Annotated in this window: 22 protein-coding genes; 7 read left to right on the top strand and 15 right to left on the bottom strand. The window is 65.1% G+C overall.

Annotation, left to right across the window (positions count from 1 at the left end):
• Window positions 1–32: 32 nt before the first annotated feature.
• From E4P29_RS21100 to sdhC, 4 genes are read right to left on the bottom strand one after another with little or no spacing between them, the layout of a single operon-like run.
• Window positions 33–815: a succinate dehydrogenase iron-sulfur subunit gene (locus tag E4P29_RS21100; protein WP_027496417.1), complete on the bottom strand. Its 783-nt coding sequence runs from the start codon at window positions 813–815 to the stop codon at window positions 33–35.
• A gap of 1 nt (window position 816) precedes the next feature.
• Complete coding sequence (gene sdhA / locus E4P29_RS21105) at window positions 817–2,568, bottom strand: succinate dehydrogenase flavoprotein subunit (RefSeq protein WP_027496418.1); 1,752 nt, start codon at window positions 2,566–2,568, stop codon at window positions 817–819.
• Between the two features lie 16 nt (window positions 2,569–2,584).
• A complete protein-coding gene (locus E4P29_RS21110; protein WP_027496419.1) occupies window positions 2,585–3,037 on the bottom strand; it encodes a succinate dehydrogenase hydrophobic membrane anchor subunit in 453 nt (150 codons plus the stop codon).
• Window positions 3,037–3,447 carry a succinate dehydrogenase, cytochrome b556 subunit gene (gene sdhC / locus E4P29_RS21115; protein WP_072692119.1) on the bottom strand — a complete coding sequence of 137 codons (411 nt, stop codon included), beginning with the start codon at window positions 3,445–3,447 and terminating at the stop codon, window positions 3,037–3,039. The genes E4P29_RS21110 and sdhC overlap by 1 nt, the downstream gene beginning before the upstream one ends.
• A 265-nt stretch (window positions 3,448–3,712) precedes the next feature.
• On the opposite strand from sdhC, the gene E4P29_RS21120 reads away from it, so the two are divergent.
• Window positions 3,713–4,126 (top strand): cytidine deaminase, encoded by a 414-nt coding sequence (locus E4P29_RS21120; RefSeq protein WP_135047063.1) that lies wholly within the window; start codon window positions 3,713–3,715, stop codon window positions 4,124–4,126.
• Window positions 4,119–5,402, top strand: coding sequence for a thymidine phosphorylase (locus tag E4P29_RS21125; RefSeq protein WP_135047064.1), 1,284 nt, complete (start codon window positions 4,119–4,121; stop codon window positions 5,400–5,402). Before E4P29_RS21120 ends, E4P29_RS21125 begins: the two co-directional genes overlap by 8 nt.
• Window positions 5,403–5,411: 9 nt before the next feature.
• On the opposite strand, the gene E4P29_RS21130 is transcribed toward E4P29_RS21125, so the two are convergent.
• Both E4P29_RS21130 and E4P29_RS21135 read right to left on the bottom strand, forming a co-directional pair.
• Complete coding sequence (locus E4P29_RS21130; RefSeq protein WP_135047065.1) at window positions 5,412–6,779, bottom strand: aspartate aminotransferase family protein; 1,368 nt, start codon at window positions 6,777–6,779, stop codon at window positions 5,412–5,414.
• Window positions 6,776–7,240 carry an Lrp/AsnC family transcriptional regulator gene (locus tag E4P29_RS21135; RefSeq protein ID WP_135047066.1) on the bottom strand — a complete coding sequence of 155 codons (465 nt, stop codon included), beginning with the start codon at window positions 7,238–7,240 and terminating at the stop codon, window positions 6,776–6,778. Before E4P29_RS21135 ends, E4P29_RS21130 begins: the two co-directional genes overlap by 4 nt.
• Before the next feature lie 142 nt (window positions 7,241–7,382).
• On the opposite strand from E4P29_RS21135, the gene E4P29_RS21140 reads away from it, so the two are divergent.
• The gene (locus tag E4P29_RS21140; protein WP_135047067.1) at window positions 7,383–8,885 is read left to right on the top strand and encodes a gamma-aminobutyraldehyde dehydrogenase; all 1,503 of its coding nucleotides are present in this window, start codon (window positions 7,383–7,385) and stop codon (window positions 8,883–8,885) included.
• Entirely contained in the window at window positions 8,882–10,303 is a 1,422-nt protein-coding gene (locus tag E4P29_RS21145; RefSeq protein WP_135047068.1) for an FAD-dependent oxidoreductase, read from the top strand. Before E4P29_RS21140 ends, E4P29_RS21145 begins: the two co-directional genes overlap by 4 nt.
• Before the next feature lie 75 nt (window positions 10,304–10,378).
• Here E4P29_RS21145 and E4P29_RS21150 read toward each other — a convergent pair whose 3' ends face one another.
• Both E4P29_RS21150 and E4P29_RS21155 read right to left on the bottom strand, forming a co-directional pair.
• Entirely contained in the window at window positions 10,379–11,233 is an 855-nt protein-coding gene (locus E4P29_RS21150; protein ID WP_135047069.1) for a universal stress protein, read from the bottom strand.
• A 19-nt stretch (window positions 11,234–11,252) separates the two neighbouring features.
• On the bottom strand, window positions 11,253–12,755 hold the full coding sequence (locus E4P29_RS21155) for an APC family permease (RefSeq protein ID WP_135047070.1): 1,503 nt from the start codon (window positions 12,753–12,755) through the stop codon (window positions 11,253–11,255).
• Window positions 12,756–12,951: 196 nt separating this feature from the next.
• Here E4P29_RS21155 and E4P29_RS21160 point away from each other — a divergent pair, with 196 nt between their 5' ends.
• Window positions 12,952–14,076 carry an adenosine deaminase gene (locus E4P29_RS21160; protein WP_135047071.1) on the top strand — a complete coding sequence of 375 codons (1,125 nt, stop codon included), beginning with the start codon at window positions 12,952–12,954 and terminating at the stop codon, window positions 14,074–14,076.
• A gap of 30 nt (window positions 14,077–14,106) precedes the next feature.
• Here the strand turns inward: E4P29_RS21160 and E4P29_RS21165 are convergent, their stop codons facing one another.
• Genes E4P29_RS21165 through E4P29_RS21180 form a run of 5 tightly spaced genes read right to left on the bottom strand, consistent with a single transcriptional unit; the run spans window position 14,107 to window position 17,563 of the window.
• Window positions 14,107–15,387 carry a primosomal protein gene (locus E4P29_RS21165; RefSeq protein WP_209205487.1) on the bottom strand — a complete coding sequence of 427 codons (1,281 nt, stop codon included), beginning with the start codon at window positions 15,385–15,387 and terminating at the stop codon, window positions 14,107–14,109.
• 15 nt (window positions 15,388–15,402) lie between these two features.
• Window positions 15,403–15,717, bottom strand: coding sequence for a YbaB/EbfC family nucleoid-associated protein (locus E4P29_RS26200; protein WP_209205488.1), 315 nt, complete (start codon window positions 15,715–15,717; stop codon window positions 15,403–15,405).
• Window positions 15,714–16,052: a hypothetical protein gene (locus E4P29_RS21170; protein ID WP_135047072.1), complete on the bottom strand. Its 339-nt coding sequence runs from the start codon at window positions 16,050–16,052 to the stop codon at window positions 15,714–15,716. The genes E4P29_RS26200 and E4P29_RS21170 overlap by 4 nt, the downstream gene beginning before the upstream one ends.
• Window positions 16,053–16,093: 41 nt before the next feature.
• Window positions 16,094–17,230 (bottom strand): C40 family peptidase, encoded by a 1,137-nt coding sequence (locus E4P29_RS21175; protein ID WP_135047073.1) that lies wholly within the window; start codon window positions 17,228–17,230, stop codon window positions 16,094–16,096.
• A 6-nt stretch (window positions 17,231–17,236) separates the two neighbouring features.
• Window positions 17,237–17,563 (bottom strand): type VII secretion target, encoded by a 327-nt coding sequence (locus E4P29_RS21180; RefSeq protein ID WP_135047074.1) that lies wholly within the window; start codon window positions 17,561–17,563, stop codon window positions 17,237–17,239.
• A gap of 177 nt (window positions 17,564–17,740) precedes the next feature.
• On the opposite strand from E4P29_RS21180, the gene upp reads away from it, so the two are divergent.
• A complete protein-coding gene (gene upp / locus E4P29_RS21185) occupies window positions 17,741–18,364 on the top strand; it encodes a uracil phosphoribosyltransferase (RefSeq protein WP_027496434.1) in 624 nt (207 codons plus the stop codon).
• Between the two features lie 32 nt (window positions 18,365–18,396).
• Window positions 18,397–19,287, top strand: a complete 891-nt coding sequence (locus E4P29_RS21190; RefSeq protein WP_245154435.1) for a DUF2797 domain-containing protein — start codon at window positions 18,397–18,399, stop codon at window positions 19,285–19,287.
• Window position 19,288: 1 nt separating this feature from the next.
• On the opposite strand, the gene E4P29_RS21195 is transcribed toward E4P29_RS21190, so the two are convergent.
• Entirely contained in the window at window positions 19,289–20,890 is a 1,602-nt protein-coding gene (locus tag E4P29_RS21195; protein ID WP_135047075.1) for a phospho-sugar mutase, read from the bottom strand.
• Complete coding sequence (locus E4P29_RS21200) at window positions 20,887–21,714, bottom strand: purine-nucleoside phosphorylase (protein ID WP_135047076.1); 828 nt, start codon at window positions 21,712–21,714, stop codon at window positions 20,887–20,889. Before E4P29_RS21200 ends, E4P29_RS21195 begins: the two co-directional genes overlap by 4 nt.
• Between the last annotated feature and the right edge of the window lie 79 nt (window positions 21,715–21,793).

A 21,793-nucleotide genomic window follows, 5' to 3' on the forward strand; every position in this document is an offset into this window, starting at 1 on the left:
GCGAGGGGGCGCTTTCATCGTAGCCGTCGTGATCAGCGAGCGAACAGCAGTGCGCGCTTGACTTCCTGGATGGCCTTGGTCACCTGGATGCCACGAGGGCATGCGTCGGTGCAGTTGAACGTGGTGCGGCAGCGCCACACACCCTCGACGTCGTTGAGGATGTCCAGGCGCTCGGTGGCACCCTCGTCACGGCTGTCGAAGATGAACCGGTGCGCGTTGACGATGGCCGCCGGACCGAAGTAGCTTCCGTCGCTCCAGAACACCGGGCACGAGGTGGTGCAGCACGCGCACAGGATGCACTTGGTGGTGTCGTCGAAACGGGCGCGGTCCGCAGCCGACTGAATGCGCTCGCGGGTCGGCTCGTTGCCCGTCGTCATGAGGAACGGCTTCACGGCGCGGAACGCGTCGAAGAAGGGCTCCATGTTGACGATGAGATCCTTCTCCACCGGCAAGCCACGGATGGGCTCGATGGTGATGTTGAGGGTCTTCGACGAATCCTTCGGCAGCATGTCGCGCATCAGCACCTTGCAAGCGAGACGGTTGACGCCGTTGATGCGCATCGCGTCACTGCCACAGACGCCGTGGGCGCACGAGCGACGGAACGTCAGCGTTCCGTCGAGGTAGCCCTTGACGTAGTGCAGCAGGTTCAGCAGACGGTCGGTGGGCAGCGTGGGGACCTGGAAGGTGTCCCAGTACTGGCCGTCGCCGCTCTCGGGGTTGAAACGAGCGATCTTGAGCGTGACCATGACCGCGCCGTCGGGCACGGGAGGTAGATCGTTCTGTTCGGACTTCTTGTCCAGTGTGGGTGCGCTCATGTCAGTACTTCCGCTCCATCGGCTCGTAGCGGGTCTGGATTACCGGCTTGTAGTCCAGGCGGATCTCGGTGAGCAAACCTTCGCCCTCCTTGTAGGCCATGGTGTGCTTCATGTACTCGGCGTCGTTGCGATCGGGGAAGTCTTCGCGAGCGTGTCCGCCGCGTGATTCCTTGCGATTGAGCGCTCCGACGACGGTCACCTCGGCCATTTCGAGCAGGAAGCCGAGTTCGATGGCTTCGAGCAGGTCGCTGTTGTAGCGCTTGCCCTTGTCCGCGACGGTGATGTGGTTGTAGCGCTCCTTGAGGGCGCGCACGTCCTTCAGCGCCGTCTCGAGGCGTTCCTGCGTACGGAAGACCGATGCGTTGTTGTCCATCGACTGCTGCATCTCGGAACGGATGTCGGCCACCCGCTCGTGACCGTGGTCGGACAGGATCAGCTCGAGCCAGTCCTGCACCATCTTCGCCGGCTCCTCGGGGAGCGGGGTGAAGTCCACCGAGTTGGCGTACTCGGCCGCGGCGATGCCCGCACGACGACCGAAGACGTTGATGTCGAGCAGCGAGTTGGTTCCGAGACGGTTCGCGCCGTGTACCGACACACAGGCGCACTCACCTGCCGCGTACAGGCCGGGGACGATGTCCTCGTTGTTGCGCAGCACCTCACCGCGAATCTTGGTGGGGATACCGCCCATGACGTAGTGACAGGTCGGGTAGACCGGCACCGGCTCCTTGACGGGGTCGACACCGAGGTAGGTGCGCGAGAACTCCATGATGTCGGGGAGCTTCTCGTCGAGAACTTCCTCGGGGATGTGGGTGACGTCGATGTAGACGTAGTCCTTGTTGGGACCACCGCCGCGTCCCTCGAGAACCTCGAGCACCATCGACCGCGCCACGATGTCGCGGGGAGCGAGGTCCTTGATGGTCGGGGCGTACCGCTCCATGAAGCGTTCACCCGACTCGTTGCGCAGAATTCCACCTTCGCCGCGGACGGCCTCGGAGATGAGGATGCCCAGGCCTGCGAGGCCGGTCGGATGGAACTGGTGGAACTCCATGTCCTCCAAGGGAAGTCCCTTGCGGAACACGATGCTCATGCCGTCGCCGGTCAGAGTGTGCGCGTTGGAGGTCGTCTTGTAGATACGTCCCGAGCCGCCGGTCGCGAAGATGATCGACTTGGCGTGGAAGATGTGCAGTTCGCCGGTGGCGAGTTCGTAGGCGATAATGCCGGTGGCGACCGGCCCGTCGTCCGTCTCGGTCAGGCAGAGATCGAGCGCGTAGAACTCGTTGTAGAACTCGACGTCGTGCTTGACGCAGTTCTGGTAGAGCGTCTGCAGAATCATGTGACCGGTGCGGTCGGCTGCGTAGCACGCGCGGCGCACGGGGGCCTTGCCGTGGTCACGGGTGTGGCCGCCGAAGCGTCGCTGGTCGATCTTGCCTTCGGGTGTCCGGTTGAACGGAAGACCCATCTTCTCGAGGTCGAGCACGGCGTCGATGGCCTCTTTGGCCATGATCTCCACCGCGTCCTGGTCGGCGAGGTAGTCGCCGCCCTTGACGGTGTCGAACGTGTGCCACTCCCAGTTGTCTTCCTCCACGTTGGCCAGGGCGGCACACATACCGCCCTGGGCCGCTCCGGTGTGGGAGCGGGTGGGGTAGAGCTTGGTCAATACGGCTGTCCGAGCACGGGGTCCGGCCTCGATCGCAGCACGCATTCCGGCACCGCCTGCGCCGACGATCAGTACGTCGTAACGATGTTCCTGCATGTAAGCGTCAGTGTCCTTAGCTCGCCGAGATGTTGGGATCGAAGGTGAAGATGACGTAGGTGCCGACGCCCATGATGAGGATCATCGACAGCACCAGCAAGGTCGTCAGCCAGAATCGCGTCGAGTCCTTGCGGGAGTAGTCGGCGATGATGGTGCGTAGACCGTTGCCGCCGTGCAGCTGTGCCAGCCACAGCATCGTCAGATCCCAGAACTGCCAGAACGGGCTGGCCCAACGGCCGGCGACGAAGGCGAAGTTGATGCGGTGCACGCCGTCGTCGAGCATCAGCATGATGAACATGTGGCCCAGGACCAGCACGACGAGTGCGAGGCCGGAGAAGCGCATGAACAGCCACGCGTAGAGCTCGAAGTTGCCCTTGCTCTGACGCCGCGGCGAACGCGGGTTGGCCAGGCTGGCCGGACGGTCGTAGTTCGTGCCGAGGACCTTCGCCTCGGGACCCTGCGTCGACATCAGTGACCACCCGCCGTGAACATGTTGTAGAAGATTCGTCCCGCGCCCGGGATCATGACGACGAGCCAGACGACTGCAATGACCCAGAGCATCAGCTTCTGGTACTGCGGTCCCTTGGCCCAGAAGTCGATCAGCATGACTCGGATGCCGTTCAACGCGTGGTACAGCACTGCCGCGACGAGGCCGAGTTCCATCAGTCCGACGAGCGGGGTCTTGTAGGTTTCGATGATGGCGTCGTACGTCTCGGGATTGACGCGAACCATCGCCGTGTCGAGAACGTGGACGAACAAGAAGAAGAACGTCAACACGCCTGTGATGCGGTGCAGAACCCAGGACCACATTCCCGGGTCCCCGCGGTACAGAGACCGCTTGCGCTCCTTGACCGGAGCGGCTTCCGTCGTGCTACTCATCGAGTGCAATGCCTCCAACGTCGTTGGTGGACGCGTCGAGCCCGGTGGCCGGGCTTAACCTGGCTCGATTTGTCGCGATTCGGCCCTAGTGCTGGTTGTACTAGCCGCTTGATAGAAACTGTAAACCCATTCGAAACACGGAACTAATTCGACTCGAGGTTCGTACGGTGCCGAAATCCGGTGTTAGGTTTGCCTTCCCAATTCATTCGGGCGGTTTCGGACGGATCTCTGCATCAATTCAGACAGCGTGATTGGATGGGTGACCATGAACGAAATCGACTGGAATGCGTTGCGCGACAATGCCCATGGGGCCATGAGGCGCGCATACGCCCCGTACTCCAACTTTCCAGTGGGGGCAGCAGCCCTGGTGGACGACAATCGCATTGTCACCGGGTGCAATGTGGAAAATGTCTCATACGGTTTGGGCCTGTGCGCCGAGTGCGGGTTGGTGTCGAACCTGCACTCGACCGGTGGGGGCAGGCTCGTTGCTTTTTCCTGTTGCGATTCCCGACGCGAGATCCTCATGCCGTGCGGGCGATGCAGGCAGTTGCTGTACGAGTTCGGCGGCGCGGATCTGCTCGTCGATACCGCCACCGGGCCGCGTCGGCTGGCAGAGTTGCTTCCGGACGCATTCGGCCCCGACAACCTCGACGAAGGACGCGTGAACAACCATGCCTGACGCCGTATCGATCATCAGCGCCAAACGCGACGGACGCGTTCTCGACGACGAACAGATCGAGTGGGTGATCGCCGAGTTCACCCGCGGAACCGTCGCGCCGGAACAGATGTCGGCATTGGCGATGGCAATTCTGTTGCGCGGATTGTCGCGTCGGGAGTTGAGCACGTGGACGAACGCCATGATCGCGTCGGGCACGCGAATGGACTTCTCCGCGTTGCCGCTCCCGACCGTGGACAAGCACTCGACCGGTGGCGTCGGGGACAAGATCACCCTGCCGCTCGCGCCTTTGGTCGCTGCGTGCGGAGCCGCGGTGCCGCAACTGTCGGGTCGCGGGCTCGGGCATACCGGGGGCACCTTGGACAAGCTCGAGTCCATCCCCGGGTGGCGAGCAGATCTCAGCGGCGACGAGATGCACAGGATTCTTGCCGACCCCGCCGTGGGCGCGGTGGTCTGCGCAGCAGGCGCGGATCTGGCCCCGGCCGACAAGAAGCTCTACGCCCTGCGCGACGTCACCGGAACCGTCGAGTCGATTCCGTTGATCGCCAGTTCGATCATGAGCAAGAAGATCGCCGAGGGCACCGGCGCGTTGGTGCTCGATGTGAAGGTCGGGGCGGGCGCGTTCATGAAGAACGTCGACGATGCACGCGAACTGGCAACGGCGATGGTCGAACTCGGAACGGACGCGGGCGTACGGACGCTCGCGGTGTTGACGGCGATGGACACTCCGCTCGGCCTCACCGCGGGCAACGCGCTCGAAGTGCAGGAGTCGGTGGAGGTTCTCGCCGGCGGCGGGCCGGCGGACATCGTGGAGCTGACGATCACGCTGGCGCGCACGATGCTCGCCGCAGCCGGCATCGAGGGAATCGACCCGGCCGACAAGCTTGCCGACGGTTCGGCGATGGACCGGTGGCGCACGATGATCGCGGCTCAGGGCGGCGACCCCGACGCCGCGCTACCCGTCGCCCGTGAGAGCCAGGACCTCACTGCGACGCAGGACGGCGTCGTCACCGGCGTGGACGCGATGGGCGTCGGCCTCGCGGCGTGGCGACTCGGCGCGGGCCGGGAGAGGCAGGGCGAGCCGGTGCAGAGCGCAGCGGGCGTGCGTCTGCACGCCAAGCCGGGCGATCGGGTTCGCGCCGGGGATCGGCTGGCCACCTTGTACACCGACACCCCGGAGAAGTTCGACTACGCGCAGCAGGCCCTGGAGGGCAGTTGGGAGATCGGCACCACCGCCGCGCAGCCGACCCCCCTCGTCATCGACCGTATCGGGCAGTAGCGCCGTCGGTCAGATCAGATTGCCCGCCTCGGTCAATACGCTGCGCAGGATCTGTTCCATCTCGTCGAACTCCTTCTGCCCGCAGATCAGTGGCGGAGCCAGCTGTACCACCGGGTCGCCGCGGTCGTCGGCTCGGCAGTACAGCCCGGCGTCGAACAGGGCGGTGGACAGGAACCCGCGGAGGATGCGTTCTGCTTCGGCGTCGCTGAACGTTTCCTTCGTGGCCTTGTCCTTCACCAATTCGATTCCGTAGAAGTACCCTTCGCCGCGCACATCGCCGACGATCGGCAGATCGTGCAGTTTTTCGAGCGTCGCGCGAAACGCCGGTGCCTTGTCTGCGACATGCGCGTTGATCCCCTCGCGCTCGAAGACGTCGAGATTGGCCATGGCGACGGCGGCGGAGACGGGGTGCCCACCGAACGTGTAGCCGTGGGCGAAGCTCGAGGTGCCGTCGTCGAACGGCTCGAACAGTCTGTCGGAGGCGATCATCGCACCGATGGGGGAGTAGCCCGAGGTCATTCCCTTGGCGCAGGTGATGATGTCGGGTACGTAGCCGAAGTCGTTGCAGGCGAACATCGATCCGATGCGTCCGAACGCGCAGATGACCTCGTCCGAGACCAGGAGGACGTCGTAGCGGTCGCAGATCTCTCGGACCCGCTCGAAGTATCCGGGAGGGGGAGGGAAGCAGCCACCGGCATTCTGGACCGGCTCGAGGAACACCGCGGCCACCGAATCGGGGCCCTCGAATTCGATGGCCTCGGCGATGCGATCCGCAGCCCAGATTCCGAACGCCTTCGGGTCGGTATCCAGGGGAGCGGGAGCGCGGTAGTTGTTGGTGTTCGGGACTCGGAACGCGCCTGGCGTCAACGGCTCGAACGGTTCCTTGAGCGCGGGGATTCCGGTGATCGCGAGCGCACCCTGTGGCGTGCCGTGATAGGCGATGGCCCGCGAGATCACCTTGTGCTTGCCGGGCTTGCCGACCTTCTTGAAGTACTGCTTGGCCAGCTTCCACGCGCTCTCGACTGCCTCGCCACCGCCGGTGGTGAAGAAAACTCGGTTGAGGTCCCCAGGGGCGTATCCGGCGAGCCGTTCGGCGAGTTCGATGGCAGGCTCGGTGGCGTACGACCACAGTGGGAAGAACGCCAATTCCTTGGCCTGCTTCGCTGCGGCCTCGGCCAGTTCTTCGCGGCCGTGCCCCACCTGCACCACGAACAGGCCCGACAGTCCGTCGATGTAACTCTTGCCGTTCGAGTCCCAGATGGTCGAACCTTCGCCGCGGGTGATGATCGGGGGAGTGACCCCGGCGCCGTGACGGGTGAAGTGGCCCCACAGGTGCTTGGCTGCGGAGGCGTCGAGTTCGGCTGTCGTTCGTGTCATCGTGTTCCCCAATTGTATTGCTGCTTGACGAGTTTGAGATAGACCAGAGTTTCGGTACTGGTGACCGCGTCCAGGCTGCGGATCTGCTTGTTGAGAATCCGTAGAAGTTGTTCGTCGTCCTCGCACACCACTTCGACCACGATGTCGAAAGAGCCTGCCGTGAGGACCACGTAGTCGATCGCGTCGATCGCCGAGAGTTGCTCGGCCAGAGTGTGACTGTCTCCGGTGCACTTGATGCCGATCATGGCTTGCCGCTTGAATCCGACCTGTACCGGATCGGTCACGGCAACGATCTGCATGACACCGGAGTCCGTCAGGCGTTGAACACGTTGCCGCACGGCGGCTTCCGAGAGCCCGACGGCTTTGCCGATCGCGGCGTAGGAGCGCCGCCCGTCCTCCTGAAGTTGTTCGATGATGGCCTTGGAGACGTCGTCGAGTGCGATGGGAGACTGATCCGGCATTGGTCGATCTTGTCATCGACACCGTCGCCGGCACAAGCGAACGGCGATGAAATTCGCAATAAATATCGATGGCGACGACAGAATCGGTTGTCGTGGGTTCGGAAACCGGGCGAATCCGTGGATCGGTCGTTATCGTGCAGTCATGGCGAACATTCCTGGTTGTTGGATCGATGGACGCGCAGTGGACGGCAGCGGTGACCGCTGCGGCGTCGAGAACCCGGCGACCGGAACCGTGGTGTCCGAGTTCGGTCTGGCCACGTCGGCGGACGTCGAGACGGCTATCGTTCGAGCGCGCTCGGCGCTACCGGAGTGGGCCACCGCAACTCCGGCCCAGCGCGGTGCGGTGCTCGCCGAGTTGGCGCGATCGGTCGCGGCCGACGCCGAGTTCGCAGTCGAAGAGGTGGCCCACACCGGCAAAACCGTGCGTCTGGCAACGGAGTTCGACGTTCCGGGAAGTGTCGACAACATCGAGTTCTTCGCCGGAGCTGCCCGACATCTGGACGGCAAGGCAGCGGCCGAGTACTCGGGCGAACACACCTCGGCCATCCGACGCGACCCGGTCGGCGTGGTCGGATCGATCACGCCGTGGAACTACCCATTGCAAATGGCGGTATGGAAGGCGATACCGGCGTTGGCGGCCGGGTGCTCGATCGTTCTCAAACCCAGTGAACTCACGCCGCTGACCACGTTGCGTCTGGCGCGCTTGGCCACGGAAGCAGGCGTACCCGACGGGGTGTTCAACGTGGTCACCGGAACCGGAGCGGAGGCCGGAGTCGCGTTGTCCTCACATGCGGGCCTGGACCTGATGACCTTCACCGGGTCCACTCCCGTCGGCAGGCAGGTGATGTCGCAGGCAGCCGTGCACGGCACCCGGGTGCAGCTCGAACTCGGCGGCAAGGCCCCCTTCGTGGTGTTCGACGATGCCGACCTCGAGGCAGCAGTGCACGGTGCCGTCGCCGGTTCGTTGATCAACAGCGGACAGGACTGCACGGCAGCCACCCGCGCCATCGTCGCCGACTCGCTCTACGACGACTTCGTTGCCGGAGTGGCCGAAGTAATGGAACGCGTCGTCATGGGCGACCCGACCGATCCGGCGACCGACATGGGCTCGCTGATCTCGATCGCACATCGGGATCGTGTTGCGGCCATGGTGAATCGGGCTCGCGACACCGGAGCCCGGATCGTCACCGGAGGCCGTGTCCCGGAGGGCAGGGGTGCTTTCTACCCGCCGACGTTGATCGCCGATGTGGGTGAGCAGGACGAGACCTACCGCGACGAGGTGTTCGGACCGGTGCTCACGGTGTCCAGGCATCACGGCGACGACGACGCGATTCGGCGGGCCAACGACACCGCGTTCGGACTGGCGGCCTCGGCGTGGACCCGCGACCTGTATCGCGCAGGCCGAGCGTCGCGGGAGATCGCGGCCGGTTGTGTGTGGATCAACGACCACATTCCGATCATCAGCGAAATGCCGCACGGCGGGTTCGGAGCGTCGGGCTTCGGTAAGGACATGTCGAGCTACTCGCTCGACGAGTACCTCACCGTCAAACACGTCATGACCGATATCACCGGTGTCGCCCGAAAGCCTTGGCATCGAACCATTTTCGCCGCTGCAGGAACAGACGATCAGGAGCGCCGAAGATGAGTGCTCAGTGGGCGACCACCCCCACCGATCGCGGCGTGGCGATGGTTCTCGGAGCAGCGCCGCAGCCCTTCTGGCTCGATCGACCGGAACGACCGACGCCCAGGCCGCGGCACTCCGGTTCGACGTCTGCCGATCTGGTGGTGGTCGGAGGCGGGTTCACCGGACTGTGGGCAGCAGTGCAGGCGGCAGAGGAGAACCCCGACCGATCGATTGTCTTGCTCGAAGGCGACCGCATTGCCGAGGGTGCGACCGGGCGCAACGGCGGCTTCTGCGCGGCCAGCCTGACGCACGGACTGGGCAACGGACTCGACCGGTATGCCGACGAACTGCCCGAGTTGCTGCGGATGGGAACCGAGACGCTCGACGCGATCTGTGCGACAGCGGAGAAGTACGGAATCGACGCCGACATCGAACGCACCGGCGAGCTCGACATTGCCAATTTCGACTGGCAGGTGGGCGACCTGCGTGAGCTCGGCGACGAGGGGAGACGACTGTCGCAGCCTATGGAATACCTCGACGCCGCTGCAGTGCAATCCCGAATCGCCTCACCGATGGCCCGCGGCGCACTCTTCGACCCCGACGTCGCGATGATCGATCCGGCCAAACTCGCCTGGGGCCTGGCCGACGCGGCGGAGTCGCTCGGCGTGCGTATCCACGAGAACACTCGGGCCTTGTCGATCGACAAGGCCGGCAACGGTATTCGGGTGAAGACTGGCTACGGCACCATCGAGGCCGCCAAGGTTCTGCTGGCCACCTCGGCATCGAAATCATTGCGCCGCAAGCTCCGTCACTGGATAGTCCCGGTGTGGGACTACGTGATCATGACCGAACCACTGACGCCGGCGCAGCTCGCCGCAATCGGCTGGTCCGGCCGCGAAGGATTGGCCGACTCCGGCAACCGATTCCACTACTTCCGGTTGACGGCGGACGATCGCATCCTGTTCGGCGGGTGGGACGCGCACTACTTCTACGGTAGCGACACCGACCCACGCCGAACCCAACATCCAGAAGAGTTCGCGTTGCTCGCCGAACACCTGCTGCAGATGTTCCCGACTCTGGAGGGAATCCGTGCGACCCATGCCTGGGGCGGATCGATCGACACGTGCTCGCGGTTCAGTGCCTTCTGGGATCTCGGCATGAACGGACGAGTGGCGTCGGTGGCCGGGTTCACCGGCCTCGGCGTCGGCGCGTCGCACTTCGGGGCCCGCACCGCGCTCGATCTACTCGACGGCAAGGACACCGAGCGCACGCGACTGAAGATGGTGCGTACCAAGCCTTTGCCGTTTCCGCCCGAGCCCCTCAAGTCGATCGGGATCAACATCACTCGTGCACAATTCGCTCGCGCAGATCGCAACCAGGGACGACGGGGTTTGTGGCTGAAGGGAATGGACGCGTTGGGTCTTGGCTTCGACAGCTGACAGAGCGGTTTCGCCGCATGTGCACGGAAACTCGACCTCTGCTACGAATTTCTACTCACATGCGGCGAAGCCGCTCTACTCGTGCGGAACGACGACCACCGGAACCGGGGCAGCACGCAGAATCTTGGCGGCACTCGAGCCCAGGAACACCCGCTTGGGGGTCGCCAGCCGACTCGAGCCGAGCAACAACACATCGCCCGATTTCCACTCGAGGTTGCCCACGGCCTCGTCCAGCGTCGACCCGTCGGCCACCACGGATTCCAGGCCCTCGATGCCGGGGAGAGTGCGGGCCGCGAGTTCCAGATTCTCCTGCGCGGCAGCGACTTGCCGTCGACGCGCGTCCAGTGAAGTCTCGTCGCTCGGGGTTCCGGTCGATTCCAGAGAGACCAGCGAGACCAATCGAAGAGGCACGTGTGCAGCGCTGGCGAGAGTGAGAGCGAACGGCAACGGGTTCGGGGCGGATGACCGGGTGGGGACGGCGACGGTGAGATCGGTGATCGGTGCGCTGGAGAGCCGGTAGCCCCGAGGCGCAAGTGCCAGCGGAACTTCCGAGGCGTGCAGAAGCTGACCGGCGACCGAGCCGATCGAATGTCGGTTCAGCAGGCCGTCACGGGCACCGCCGACGACGATCATGTCGGCATCGGTGTTCACCGCGAAGTCGATCAGGGCGCGGGCGAACGACTCGTGGCTGAGCACGTGCGTGGTTACCTCGATGCCCGACGGGATCTGGGCAGCCGCGTCGTCCACCCAGCCCCTTGCCTTGGCCTCGAGAATTTTTCGATACGGTCCGCTGCCTTCCATGACAGGTTCGTCGACGGCCATGACCAGCACGATGTCGATGGACGCGTCGAGGGCGCGGGCGAGGGCGGTGGCCAGGGCTACGCCGTCGTCGCCGCTGGGCGTGGCGAGATATCCGACGGTGATCTTCATGAGTTTCGGTCCTTCTCTTCTAGTACGTGTCCGGAACCTTGACTTCGGTGGACGCGGTGAGCGTCCTGCCCTGGAAGAAATTCTTGTTGCCCACGAAGCAGAGCAGCATCAGTGGGATTCCGAGTACCAGCATGCCGACGCCGAGCACGAACACACCACCGACCGAACCGTAGACGGTGTAGCCGTAGTCGGGCTTGATCATGTCCACCGCGCTCTGCACGAAGGCCCACGTCATCGACAATCCACCGAGGAGCGGAAAGATGCCCCGCATGAACAGGTTTCGTACCGACGAGAACAAGGTGCGACGGAAGTACCAGACGCAGGCGTACGCGGTGATGCCGTAGTAGAACGCGACGGCCAGACCGAGGGAGGCCACCGAATCCTGCAGCGCATTGGCGCTGACGAACGTCAGTACGAGGTAGAACAGCAGCGCGGCACCGCCCATGACGAGTGTGCCGAATCCCGGTGTCATGTACTTGGGATGGACACTGGCGAATCGCTTGGGAATGGCCTCGTAGACGGCCATCGACAGTGTTCCGCGTGCCGTGGGCAGAATGGTCGTCTGCGTCGAGGACAGTGCGGAGATGGACACCGTCAACAACAGCAGAGACGCCAGGATCGAGCCGGCAACCGGATCTCCGAGAATGGTCAGGACGTCGTCGACGTTGTCCGGATTGTTCAGACCGATACCGGTGTCTCCGAATCCGGCGAAGGACTGGACGGCGTACCCGACGAGAACGTACGTGGCGACGAGAATCAAGGTGGTGATCACGGCGGCGCGTCCCGGCGTCTTCTCCGAATCCTTCGTCTCTTCCCCGACGGCGAGGCACGCATCCCACCCCCAGTAGATGAAGATGCACAGGATGATGGCCTGGGCCGCGTCGGACATGGAAACTCCGGTCGGTACCAGCCAACTCCACTGCGGCGTGATGGCCTGTGGCCCTGCAGTTCCCGTGCCCACCTTGACCAGCGCCGTCACCGATACTCCGATGAGGACGCCGAACTGAACGACCAGCAGCACGTTCTGCATGCGTTCGCTGATCAGAATGCCGCGGAAGCTGACGTACGTCATCGAGGCGATGAAGAAGGAACCGAGGAGCACTTTTGCTGCGGTGGATTCGGCCAGACCGGAGAACCCCAGGAATTCGAAGAGGTAGATGGCCGCGATCTCCGCGACGTTGGCGAGCACGATGATGGCCGAGACCGCCAGGCCCCATCCCGCCATCCAGCCGACCCAGGGCCCGAAGGCCTTGGTGCCCCAGGTGAACGACGTTCCGCAGTCCGGTGTGTCGCGTCCGAGTTCGCGGTAGGCGAAGGCGGTGAGCAGCATCGGAACGAAGGCGATGAGAAACATCGACGGTGCTTTGTCGCCGACGGCCAGTACGACGTATCCGAGGGTCGCGGCCAAACTGTAGGCCGGGGCGACGGCGGACAGGCCGATGACGATGTTGCCGACCAACCCGAGCGCGCCGGTGTTGAGTCCCTTGCCCGGGATCGTGTTCGACGGTTCCACAGTGGACATAGTCCCTCCTACGTGTCTCGGGTTGAACACTACGATTTCCGTCGCGAATCCGCTGTGTATCGACGGATTAGTTTTCATCGGAGTAACAATGCAACGGAATCGGTTGATCCGAGGGGCGAAATTGCCGGATTTCGACGACTCGCCGGGCGGATCGCACAGACGCGCGCACGTGCACGCCGCGCGCTACCGTCGACACATGAGCACCGCGGAGAACACTCAGTCCTCGATCGGTGGCAGTGCGCCACTCGATCTCGCGTCGATCAGGTCGGCTCCGAAGGCATTGCTCCACGATCACCTCGACGGCGGACTCCGACCGCAGACCGTGCTCGAACTGGCGGACGAATGCGGATACGACGGATTACCCGCGACCGACGGTGCCGCTCTGGGGGAGTGGTTCCGCGATGCAGCGGACAGCGGATCGCTCGAGCGCTACCTCGAGACCTTCGCGCACACCGTGGCGGTCATGCAAACCCCCGAGGGATTGTTCAGGGTGGCGCGCGAATGCGCCGAGGATCTGGCCGACGACGGCGTCGTGTACGCGGAAGTACGCTTCGCGCCGGAACAGCACCTCGAACGTGGGCTGACTCTCGACGAGGTCGTCACTCACACCCTCGCCGGTTTCGAGGCGGGCATCTCCGCCGCGAAGGTGCGGGGCAAGAACATCATCATCGGCACCCTGCTGACGGCCATGCGGCACGCAGCGCGTTCGCGGGAGATCGCCGAGCTGACGGTACGTTTCCGTGACCGCGGAGTGGTGGGTTTCGACATCGCCGGGGCCGAGGCGGGCTTCCCTCCCAGCCGCCATCTCGACGCCTTCGAATACATGCGAGCCAGCAACGCGCACTTCACCATTCACGCGGGCGAGGCCTTCGGTCTGCCGTCCATCCAGGAAGCGGTGGCGTTCTGCGGAACCGACCGACTCGGACACGGAGTGCGAATCACCGACGACATCACCACGAACTCCGACGGCCCGCCGTCACTGGGTTTGTTGGCCGCGTACGTCCGCGACACCAGGATGCCTCTGGAGTTGTGCCCCAGTTCCAACGTGCAGACCGGTGCCGTCGAATCGTTGGCGACGCACCCCTTCGATCTGCTCGCACGACTGCGGTTTCGCGTCACCGTGAACACCGACAACCGGTTGATGAGCGACACCTCGATGAGCCGAGAGATGGTCAAACTGGTGGATACGTTCGGCTACGGGTGGAGTGACCTCGAGCGATTCACCATCAATGCGATGAAGTCCGCGTTCCTGCCGTTCGACGAGCGACTGGCATTGATCGACGACGTCATCAAGCCCGGCTACGCGGTGCTGATCGGCTGACGAGCGGGCGCGCAGCCGGGCGAGAACGTCCTACTTCTTGCGGAGACGGCTCTCGAACTCTCGCTCGAGGGCGCGCCAGGCCTCGGCCTCGACGTCGAACGGTGCGCTCGGGGCCAGTCGATCGGGACTGGGCTCGAGGGTGTACGAGACGTACCAGCCCAACGGTGTGGACGTGGCGAGGGCCTCGTCCACCGAGCTGTCGCCGGCGAAATCGGCTGCATCGGTGAACAATTCGACGGCAAGATCGAGCTGGTCGACGTCCACCGCGGTTGGCCCGTCGGCAAGGTCGTCGGCGAGTCCGGGCAGTACGTAGACGTTGTCGTCGGTGATCGTGATGTCCAGGGAGCCGTCGATCGCGGCGGTCTGAACATCGGAGTAGGTGCTGACCTGCGCCAGATCGTGATCGTGATCGTCGGCGAGATAGCGAGCCAGCGAACGCTCGGACCCGAACACGCTGATGGCTCCACCGCGGCCGAGGAAGACGGGCTTGTCGCCGAGGTAGCACCGCAGGGTGTACAGCGTGTCGTCGGACGTGATGATGCGAATGGGATCGATACCGACGGTGGTCCAGAACGTCTCCTCCGCCGCGGCAGCGGCGATGGGATCGCGGTCGACGTCGTCCTCGTCGCTCTCTGCGTCGTCGTCGGACTCTTCGTCCTCGGTGTCGTCGTCGATGTCGTCCGTTGCGTCGTCTGCATCGACGGCGTTCTCGGCAGCCGCGGTGATCTCCGCCTCGGCGACGGCAACGGCGGCGCTGTCGACGTCGGGGGAGGTCACGATGGAATCGACTGCGTCGAGGACGTCGTCCCAATGCTTCGCCACTGCTGCACCGATGCGGTCCCACAGCTCGGCACCTTCACGGCCGAGAAAGTTCTCGACGCCACCGGCCACTGCTCCGACGAACGGATTGGTTCCGAAAAAGCTTGTGACGGGCCGTAGTTCGCAGACATCACCGATGGACGAGACAATGTCGAAGGTGGCCTGTAGTTCGGCGAGAACGTCGGCTTCGGGGTCTGTAGCCACCAACTCGGGCACTGCGACGAGATCGAACCGATGCAGCTCGTCGGGCTCGAGTTCGTAGGCCGCGAGAGCGGATACCACCGGCCACGACGGGTGGTCGACGAGGTCGTTGTCGTCGTCGGATCGGACGAATGCGGCGAGCTCGGCGACCGTGGCGAATCCGTAGAGATCTTCCTCGTGTCCGAGGAATGCCTCCCATTCGTCGTCGCCTTCTCGCCACTCCGGTGCCCACAGTGTCGAGAAGTCACCGGCGGTCAGACCGAGTTCGATCGGGATGATGTCTCCAGCCATGGCGCGAAGCCTATCTCAGGAGTCTGTGAACGAAGCCTGCAGACTTTGCAGGATGGTGTTGCGCTGGTCGAGCGCTGCGGACGCCGCCTCGGCAGCTGTGACAACTATCGTCGACGCGAGTTCGTGGGCGCTCACCGATCCGAGATCCTGAGCGAGATCGAGCCCGACCATGGCCCCGGTACCGTCCGCGACGACGGTCACGAGCCCGTTGGGCGAGGCCACTCGAATCCTGATGTGGTCGACGCGCTCCTGCGTCTCACACAATCTGTCGAGCCGGTGTCGGGCGTTGTCGATCACGGCGTCGATATCGGTGGGGTGAGGGTGGGTCATACCGGTCGCAACCAACTCGTGGGCGCCGGTTCCTGGGCCAGATCGTCGTTCGCGTCGGCGGCCGTTCGGGCGTGGGTCGGTAGACCGAGGCGATCGAGGATGTCGGCGGGAACCCCGTCCTCGGCCAACCGGATTCGGCGCTGTGCTCGAGCGGCTGTGGTCGCCCGCGTGCATCGATCCAGGATCGTCGACGCCAATGCTGTTCCCCCGTAACGCAATTCTCGTGGGTCGATACCGATTGCGATCGGCACTCCATGTTCGGTGGCGCGAACGGTCACCGAGCCGGATCGAGTTGCCGATACCGCGCTGACGACGGTGGTGTTCGCGTCCGTCATTGCCTTCCTCTCATTCGGTCTGCCTCTCGTTGGGTCGACTGTCATTGGGTCGGGCGGTAGAAGCCCTTGAATGCCATGTCGCTGTTGGTCGTTCTGATCGGTCCTACCTGCACCGGGTCTCCCGCCTCGACGAGCTGGCCGTTGCCGATGACCATCGCTACGTGGCCGTCCCAGACCGCGAGATCGCCGGGCTGTACGTCACCGGCCGCGACCGACGAGCCGATGTCCTGTTGCTGCGCCAGACGGGGGATGTCGACGCCCTGCTGTGCGTACGCCCATTGGGTCAACCCACTGCAGTCCAGTCCGGCGCCCGGCGTCGTACCGCCCCAGGCGTAGGGGACGCCCTGCTGCGTCAGCGCGCTGCGAACGGCACCTGCGGCTTCTGCGTTGGGGGCGGTGACGGTGCTCCCGTCGGGCAATCGCACCTCTACTCCTCGGTCGGTCGGGTACGCGCCGGTGTCCCCGGCGCGGGGTGAATCGATCGCCGAATTGCCCAGGAAGTGCTGTGCTCCACCGGCTCCGGGGGAGTCCGGTGTGCCGCCGGTTTGTGAGAGCGACTGCGCGAACGTCTTCGCCAGCTTCTCCCCGGTCTCGATGACCTGCGCCGTTGCGGGTGAAGTCATCAGATTGGAGGGCGAGCCCGGCACTGCTGCCGGGCCGGAATCGATGGGTGCGGGGGCCGCGGGTGGGGAGGCCAGCTCGCCTGCTGTCGCGGCGTGCACGGCCAGTTCGGCGCGTACGCGCGCGACCACCGCCAAGGCGCGCTCGAGGTGCTCGATCGCGGCCGAGATCAGCATCGTCTGCCCGATCGGGGTGGCGATGATCGGTCCTGCGGAGAGGGCGATGCCCACGAACGACTGCACTATTGCCTGTAGTTCGACGAAACCCTGCTCGGTATCCCGACATGCCCGATCGACGACAGCGGCGATGTCGTCCGCGTGGTCGGCAAGAGCCAGAGCACTGGCATGAGCGTTCTCGGCGTACCGAAGTGCTGCGTCCGCGGCCTTGCCGTTCCAGTTCGAAGCAAGTTCGGTGATCGCGATGCGGCCGATTCCCTGTGCGGCCTCGATCGCAGCCGACGACAGTCGCAACACATCGGCCGGGCCTCCGGAGGGAACGGTACCGCCGCCGAATGCACCGAGCAGCTCGAGGATGGGACGAGAGAGGAGATCGATCATCGCCGCTTACCGAGCGTCCGGCGCACCGGAGCGGGACGTGACGGCCGCCCTGGTTGCATCGTCGGTGCGGGCGTACGACACCGCGGCTTCGGCGGCCGCGGAACCGAGGCTTGCCACCGCTCCCGCCAGGCGAACGACCGCATCGGTATGCGCCAGATGGGTTCCGGTCACCGTGGCCAGAAATTCCTGCCCGATCAGGCCGAACACCGGTGCCAACACGGCGGGCCCGCAGGCAGCGGCGGCAGCACCGGCCGCCGCGATCTGCTCGGCCATGGTCGACGCCGCTGCGCCGTAGGCGAGCACCCCCTCGGTCTCGACGACGAGTTCGTCCATGAGTCCCCCTGAAATCGCGTGCGTTCGCGCAGTCGCCGAATGCGACGCCCAACTGGTTCGACGCGAGTGCGGGCACATCGGTTCCCACGACTTGCTGTTCGCCGTGCGTCTCGGCGATTTCTTCCGGTGGGGCTCATCGTGTGGGGCCTCATGGTGCTGGGCCTTATCCTGTGAGACATGGATACACACGTGGTCGACCACCCACTGGCCGCCGCCCTGCTCACCACCATGCGGGACGAGCGGAGCGACAACGCCACGTTCCGAACTGCGCTCCGCCAGCTCACCCACATGCTGGTTTACGAGGCCACCAGGGACGCCGACATCGACACGTTCGAGGTGCGTACTCCCGTCGCAGTCACCCAGGGCACCCGGTTGGCTCGTCCGCCGCTGCTGGTGCCCGTACTGCGTGCCGGTCTCGGCATGGTGGAGAAGGCCAGCGGTCTGATTCCGCAGTCTCGCGTCGGGTTCGTCGGGATGGCCAGGGACGAGCAGACGCATCAGCCGGTGCCCTACATGGAGTCCCTGCCCGACGACCTGTCCCAGACTCCGGTCTACGTACTCGACCCCATGCTGGCGACCGGCGGATCGATGGTGCACACGATCGAGCTGCTCGTCGGACGCGGCGCAACCGATGTCACTGCCATCTGCGTCGTGGCCGCCCCCGAAGGTGTCGCAGCGCTCGAAGCATCGGGACTCCCGGTGCGACTCGTTGCCGCGAGCATCGACGACGGACTCAACGACAATGCCTTCATCGTCCCGGGCCTCGGCGACGCGGGCGACCGTCAGTTCGGACCCCGCTGATTCGCTCCGGTGCAACCCTGCTCGCGCTCGGGGTGTCCTGGCCCTCCGCCGGGCCTGACACCCCGCGGTTGCGGCTGCTCGACATCGAGACCGAGCAGGTGGAGTTCGAGGAGTTGGTGGGCAACACACTGGGCTACCGCGCTCTCGGCGGCGCGGCAGACCGATACTGCACGGGCCGAACGGCATTCACTGCGGACGGGCCGCCGCGGTACGTTCCGTGCCCGGGCCGAGAGCCTGCCGTCGGGTCGAGCCAGTGCGCACGGTGCGCGGACAAGGACGTGTTTCGTTTCGTTCATACCGTCCACCGCAGCGGATTCGTCTCCCGCGATCTGGAAAAACATGTCATGGCACCGCATTGGCTCTATCTGGCGGCGTTTGCCAACGGCACCTTCAAGATCGGGACAGCCGCGCAGACTCGCAAATGGGGTCGGCTCGCCGAGCAGGGAGCTATCTGTGCGCAGTACGTCGCGTACGCGGACGACGGCAAGGCCGTGCGTGTCGCCGAGGACCTGGTGACCGAAAGGCTCGGGCTGCGGCAGGCCGTACGGTCGGCGACGAAGGCAGCATCGCTGTGCGTGCCACTCGATCTCGAACGGTTGGAGGCAGGCACTGCCGCGCGTGCGGAGCAGGTCCGTCAGCTGTTGACCGACGCCGCGATCGGCGGATGCCGGCCGATCGCGGAGCGGTGGACTCCGCCCGCGGGACGGGAAGCTTTGAGTGAGAACGATACTCGGGTTGCCTACCCCGTCGATGTCGCAACCGGCTCCCATGGACTGCAGATCAGGACATGCGTCGGGCAGGCGGTGATCGCCTCGGTAGACGATCAGGCCTACGTCGCGGATCTGGCGGCATTGAAGGGTCGGCGCATCGAACTCGGGGCCTTCACGTCCGATCTGCCTGCAGTGCAGTCGGCACTGTTCTGAGTTACAGCTCTCGTGCGAACACGGAGAGCTGGGCCAGGAGTTCGTCCGCCGTCGATCTCGCCCTCGCCAGATCCTGCCGGTCCGAGACGGGCTCGACAACCTCGAGGTACGCCTTGAGCTTGGGTTCGGTCCCGGACGGCCGCACGATGACCCGGAGCCCGGAGCCCGCGATTTCGACTGCGTCGGTGCGCAACTCGTCGTCCCGGTCGGCGTAGTCCATGACGGTCACCGTGCGTCCGGCCAGCTCCGTCGGCGGCGTGCTGCGCAGTCGGCGCATCATGTCCCCGATGTCGGTGAGATCCTGTACCCGACGGGACACCTGCGCTCCGCTGTGAACGCCGAATTCGACGGCCAGATCGTCGAGTACGTCGAGTAGCGTGCGTCCGTCCTGCTTCAGCGCTGCCGCGAGGTCCGCCAGTACGACGGCTGCAGAAATCCCGTCCTTGTCTCGCACCACATTCGGATCTACGCAGTGACCGATCGCTTCTTCGTAGGCGTACACGAGGCCGTCTCCGGCGCGCACGAGCCATTTGAAACCGGTCAGTGTGCGGGCATACCGCGCGCCGCGGGCCGGTGCCAGTGCCGAGAGCAGCTGCGAGGACACGATGGTGTTGGCCACCAGTGAGCCGGGCGGTGCGTCACGCAGCAGGTAGTCGGCCAGCAGAGCGCCGGTTTCGTCCCCGGTCAGCATCCGCCAACCGTGAGCGTCTCGAACTCCGACTGCGCAGCGATCGGCATCGGGGTCGAGTGCCACGGCGAGGTCGGCGTCGGTCTCGGCCGCCAGCGCGAGAACCGCGTCCGCAGCACCCGGCTCTTCCGGGTTGGGGAAGGTCACCGTCGGGAAGGACGGATCGGGCTCGAACTGCTCCTCGACCACCCGGATGTCGCGGAACCCAGCGCCGCGCAGTGCCGCCACGGCGAGTTCTCCGCCGACGCCGTGCAGTGCGGTCAGGGCGATACGAACATCGCGTGATCTCGAACGAGGCAGTCTCACAACGGAATCGAGGTAGCGCGACGCGATGTCAGAGCCGCTGGGCTCGACGGCTGTGCGAGGCACGTCGACTGCATCTGCGCCGGCATCGATGAGCGCCTCGATCTGGGCATCGCTCGGCGGAACCAACTGCGACCCGCCCCGCAGATACACCTTGTACCCGTTGTCGGCGGCCGGGTTGTGCGAGGCGGTGATCTGCACCCCCAGCTCGGCATCGAGCGCCCGTACGGCGAAGGCGACAACGGGCGTGGGGAGTGGTCGAGGCAGAAGGACCACCGAAAATCCCTGCGCAGCCAACGTTTCCGCCGCCGCGAAGGCGAACTGTTCCGAACCGGTTCGTGCGTCACGGCCCACCACGACGGTGGATCCGCCGAGGCCCTGACCGAGTAACCACGCTGCGATACCGGCGGTTGCTCGCACGACCACGGCGACGTTCATGCCGTTCGGGCCGGCGCGCACCGGCCCTCTGAGGCCGGCGGTGCCGAAGGTCAACGGACCGCTGAATCGGTCCGCGAGTTCGGAATCGGAGAGGCCGTCGAGTTCGTCGCGGCTCGCCGGATCGGGATCTCCCGCGATCCAGCGTTGCACGCGCTCGGTGAGATCCTCGATCACAGTCGGGTGACCAACTCGTGCAGCAGAGCGCCCATCCGAGCTGCCGAATCCTTGCCCGCAGCGAGCACTTCGGAGTGATCGAGGTGTTCTCCGGTCATGCCGGCAGCGAGGTTGGTGACCAACGAAATTCCCAGCACGCGAGCACCCTTCGCACGGGCGGCGATCGTCTCGTGCACCGTCGACATGCCCACCAGATCCGCACCGAACGTGCGCAGCATCTTGATCTCGGCCGGCGTCTCGTAGTGCGGGCCCGGCAGTCCCGCGTAGACGCCGTCCTCGAGAGACGGATCGATCTCGGCGGCGAGAGCGCGAAGTTCGGGGGAGTAGGCACCGACGAGATCGACGAATTCGGCTCCGACGAGCGGCGAACGGGCGGTCAGGTTGAGGTGATCGGAAATCAGAACCGGTTGGCCGACGCTCATGCCTTCACGGATGCCGCCGGCGGCATTGGTGAGGACGACGGTCGTCGCGCCTGCCGCGATCGCGGTGCGCACCGGGTGCACGACGCGTCGGAGGTCGTGGCCCTCGTAGGCGTGCGTACGGCCCTGCAGTAACAGGGTGTGGGTCCCGCCCACGTTCACCGAGGTGATCGTGCCGGAGTGGCCCGATGCGGACGGCGGTGCGAAGCCGGGAAGGTCGGCCATGCGCACGGTCGCGGTGGGGGAGCCGAAGACATCCGCGGCCGCCTGCCAGCCGGAGCCGAGGACGATGGCCACGGTGTGGGTGTCGATGCCGGTCGCTGCAGCGAGAGCGTCGGCGGCCGTACGCGCGGCCGCATCGGGATCGGTCACGGGATCGGTTGCTCGTGCGTCGGAAGTTGCCACGATGAACAACAGTAAGAGATCGCTGTGGTGTCTGTGGAACCGAGACGGTGTGACCGGGAAGTTACCGCCGAGTAGTATC

It is taken from the genome of Rhodococcus sp. 1R11, from assembly GCF_004563845.1.
Classification (GTDB): Bacteria; Actinomycetota; Actinomycetes; order Mycobacteriales; family Mycobacteriaceae; genus Rhodococcoides.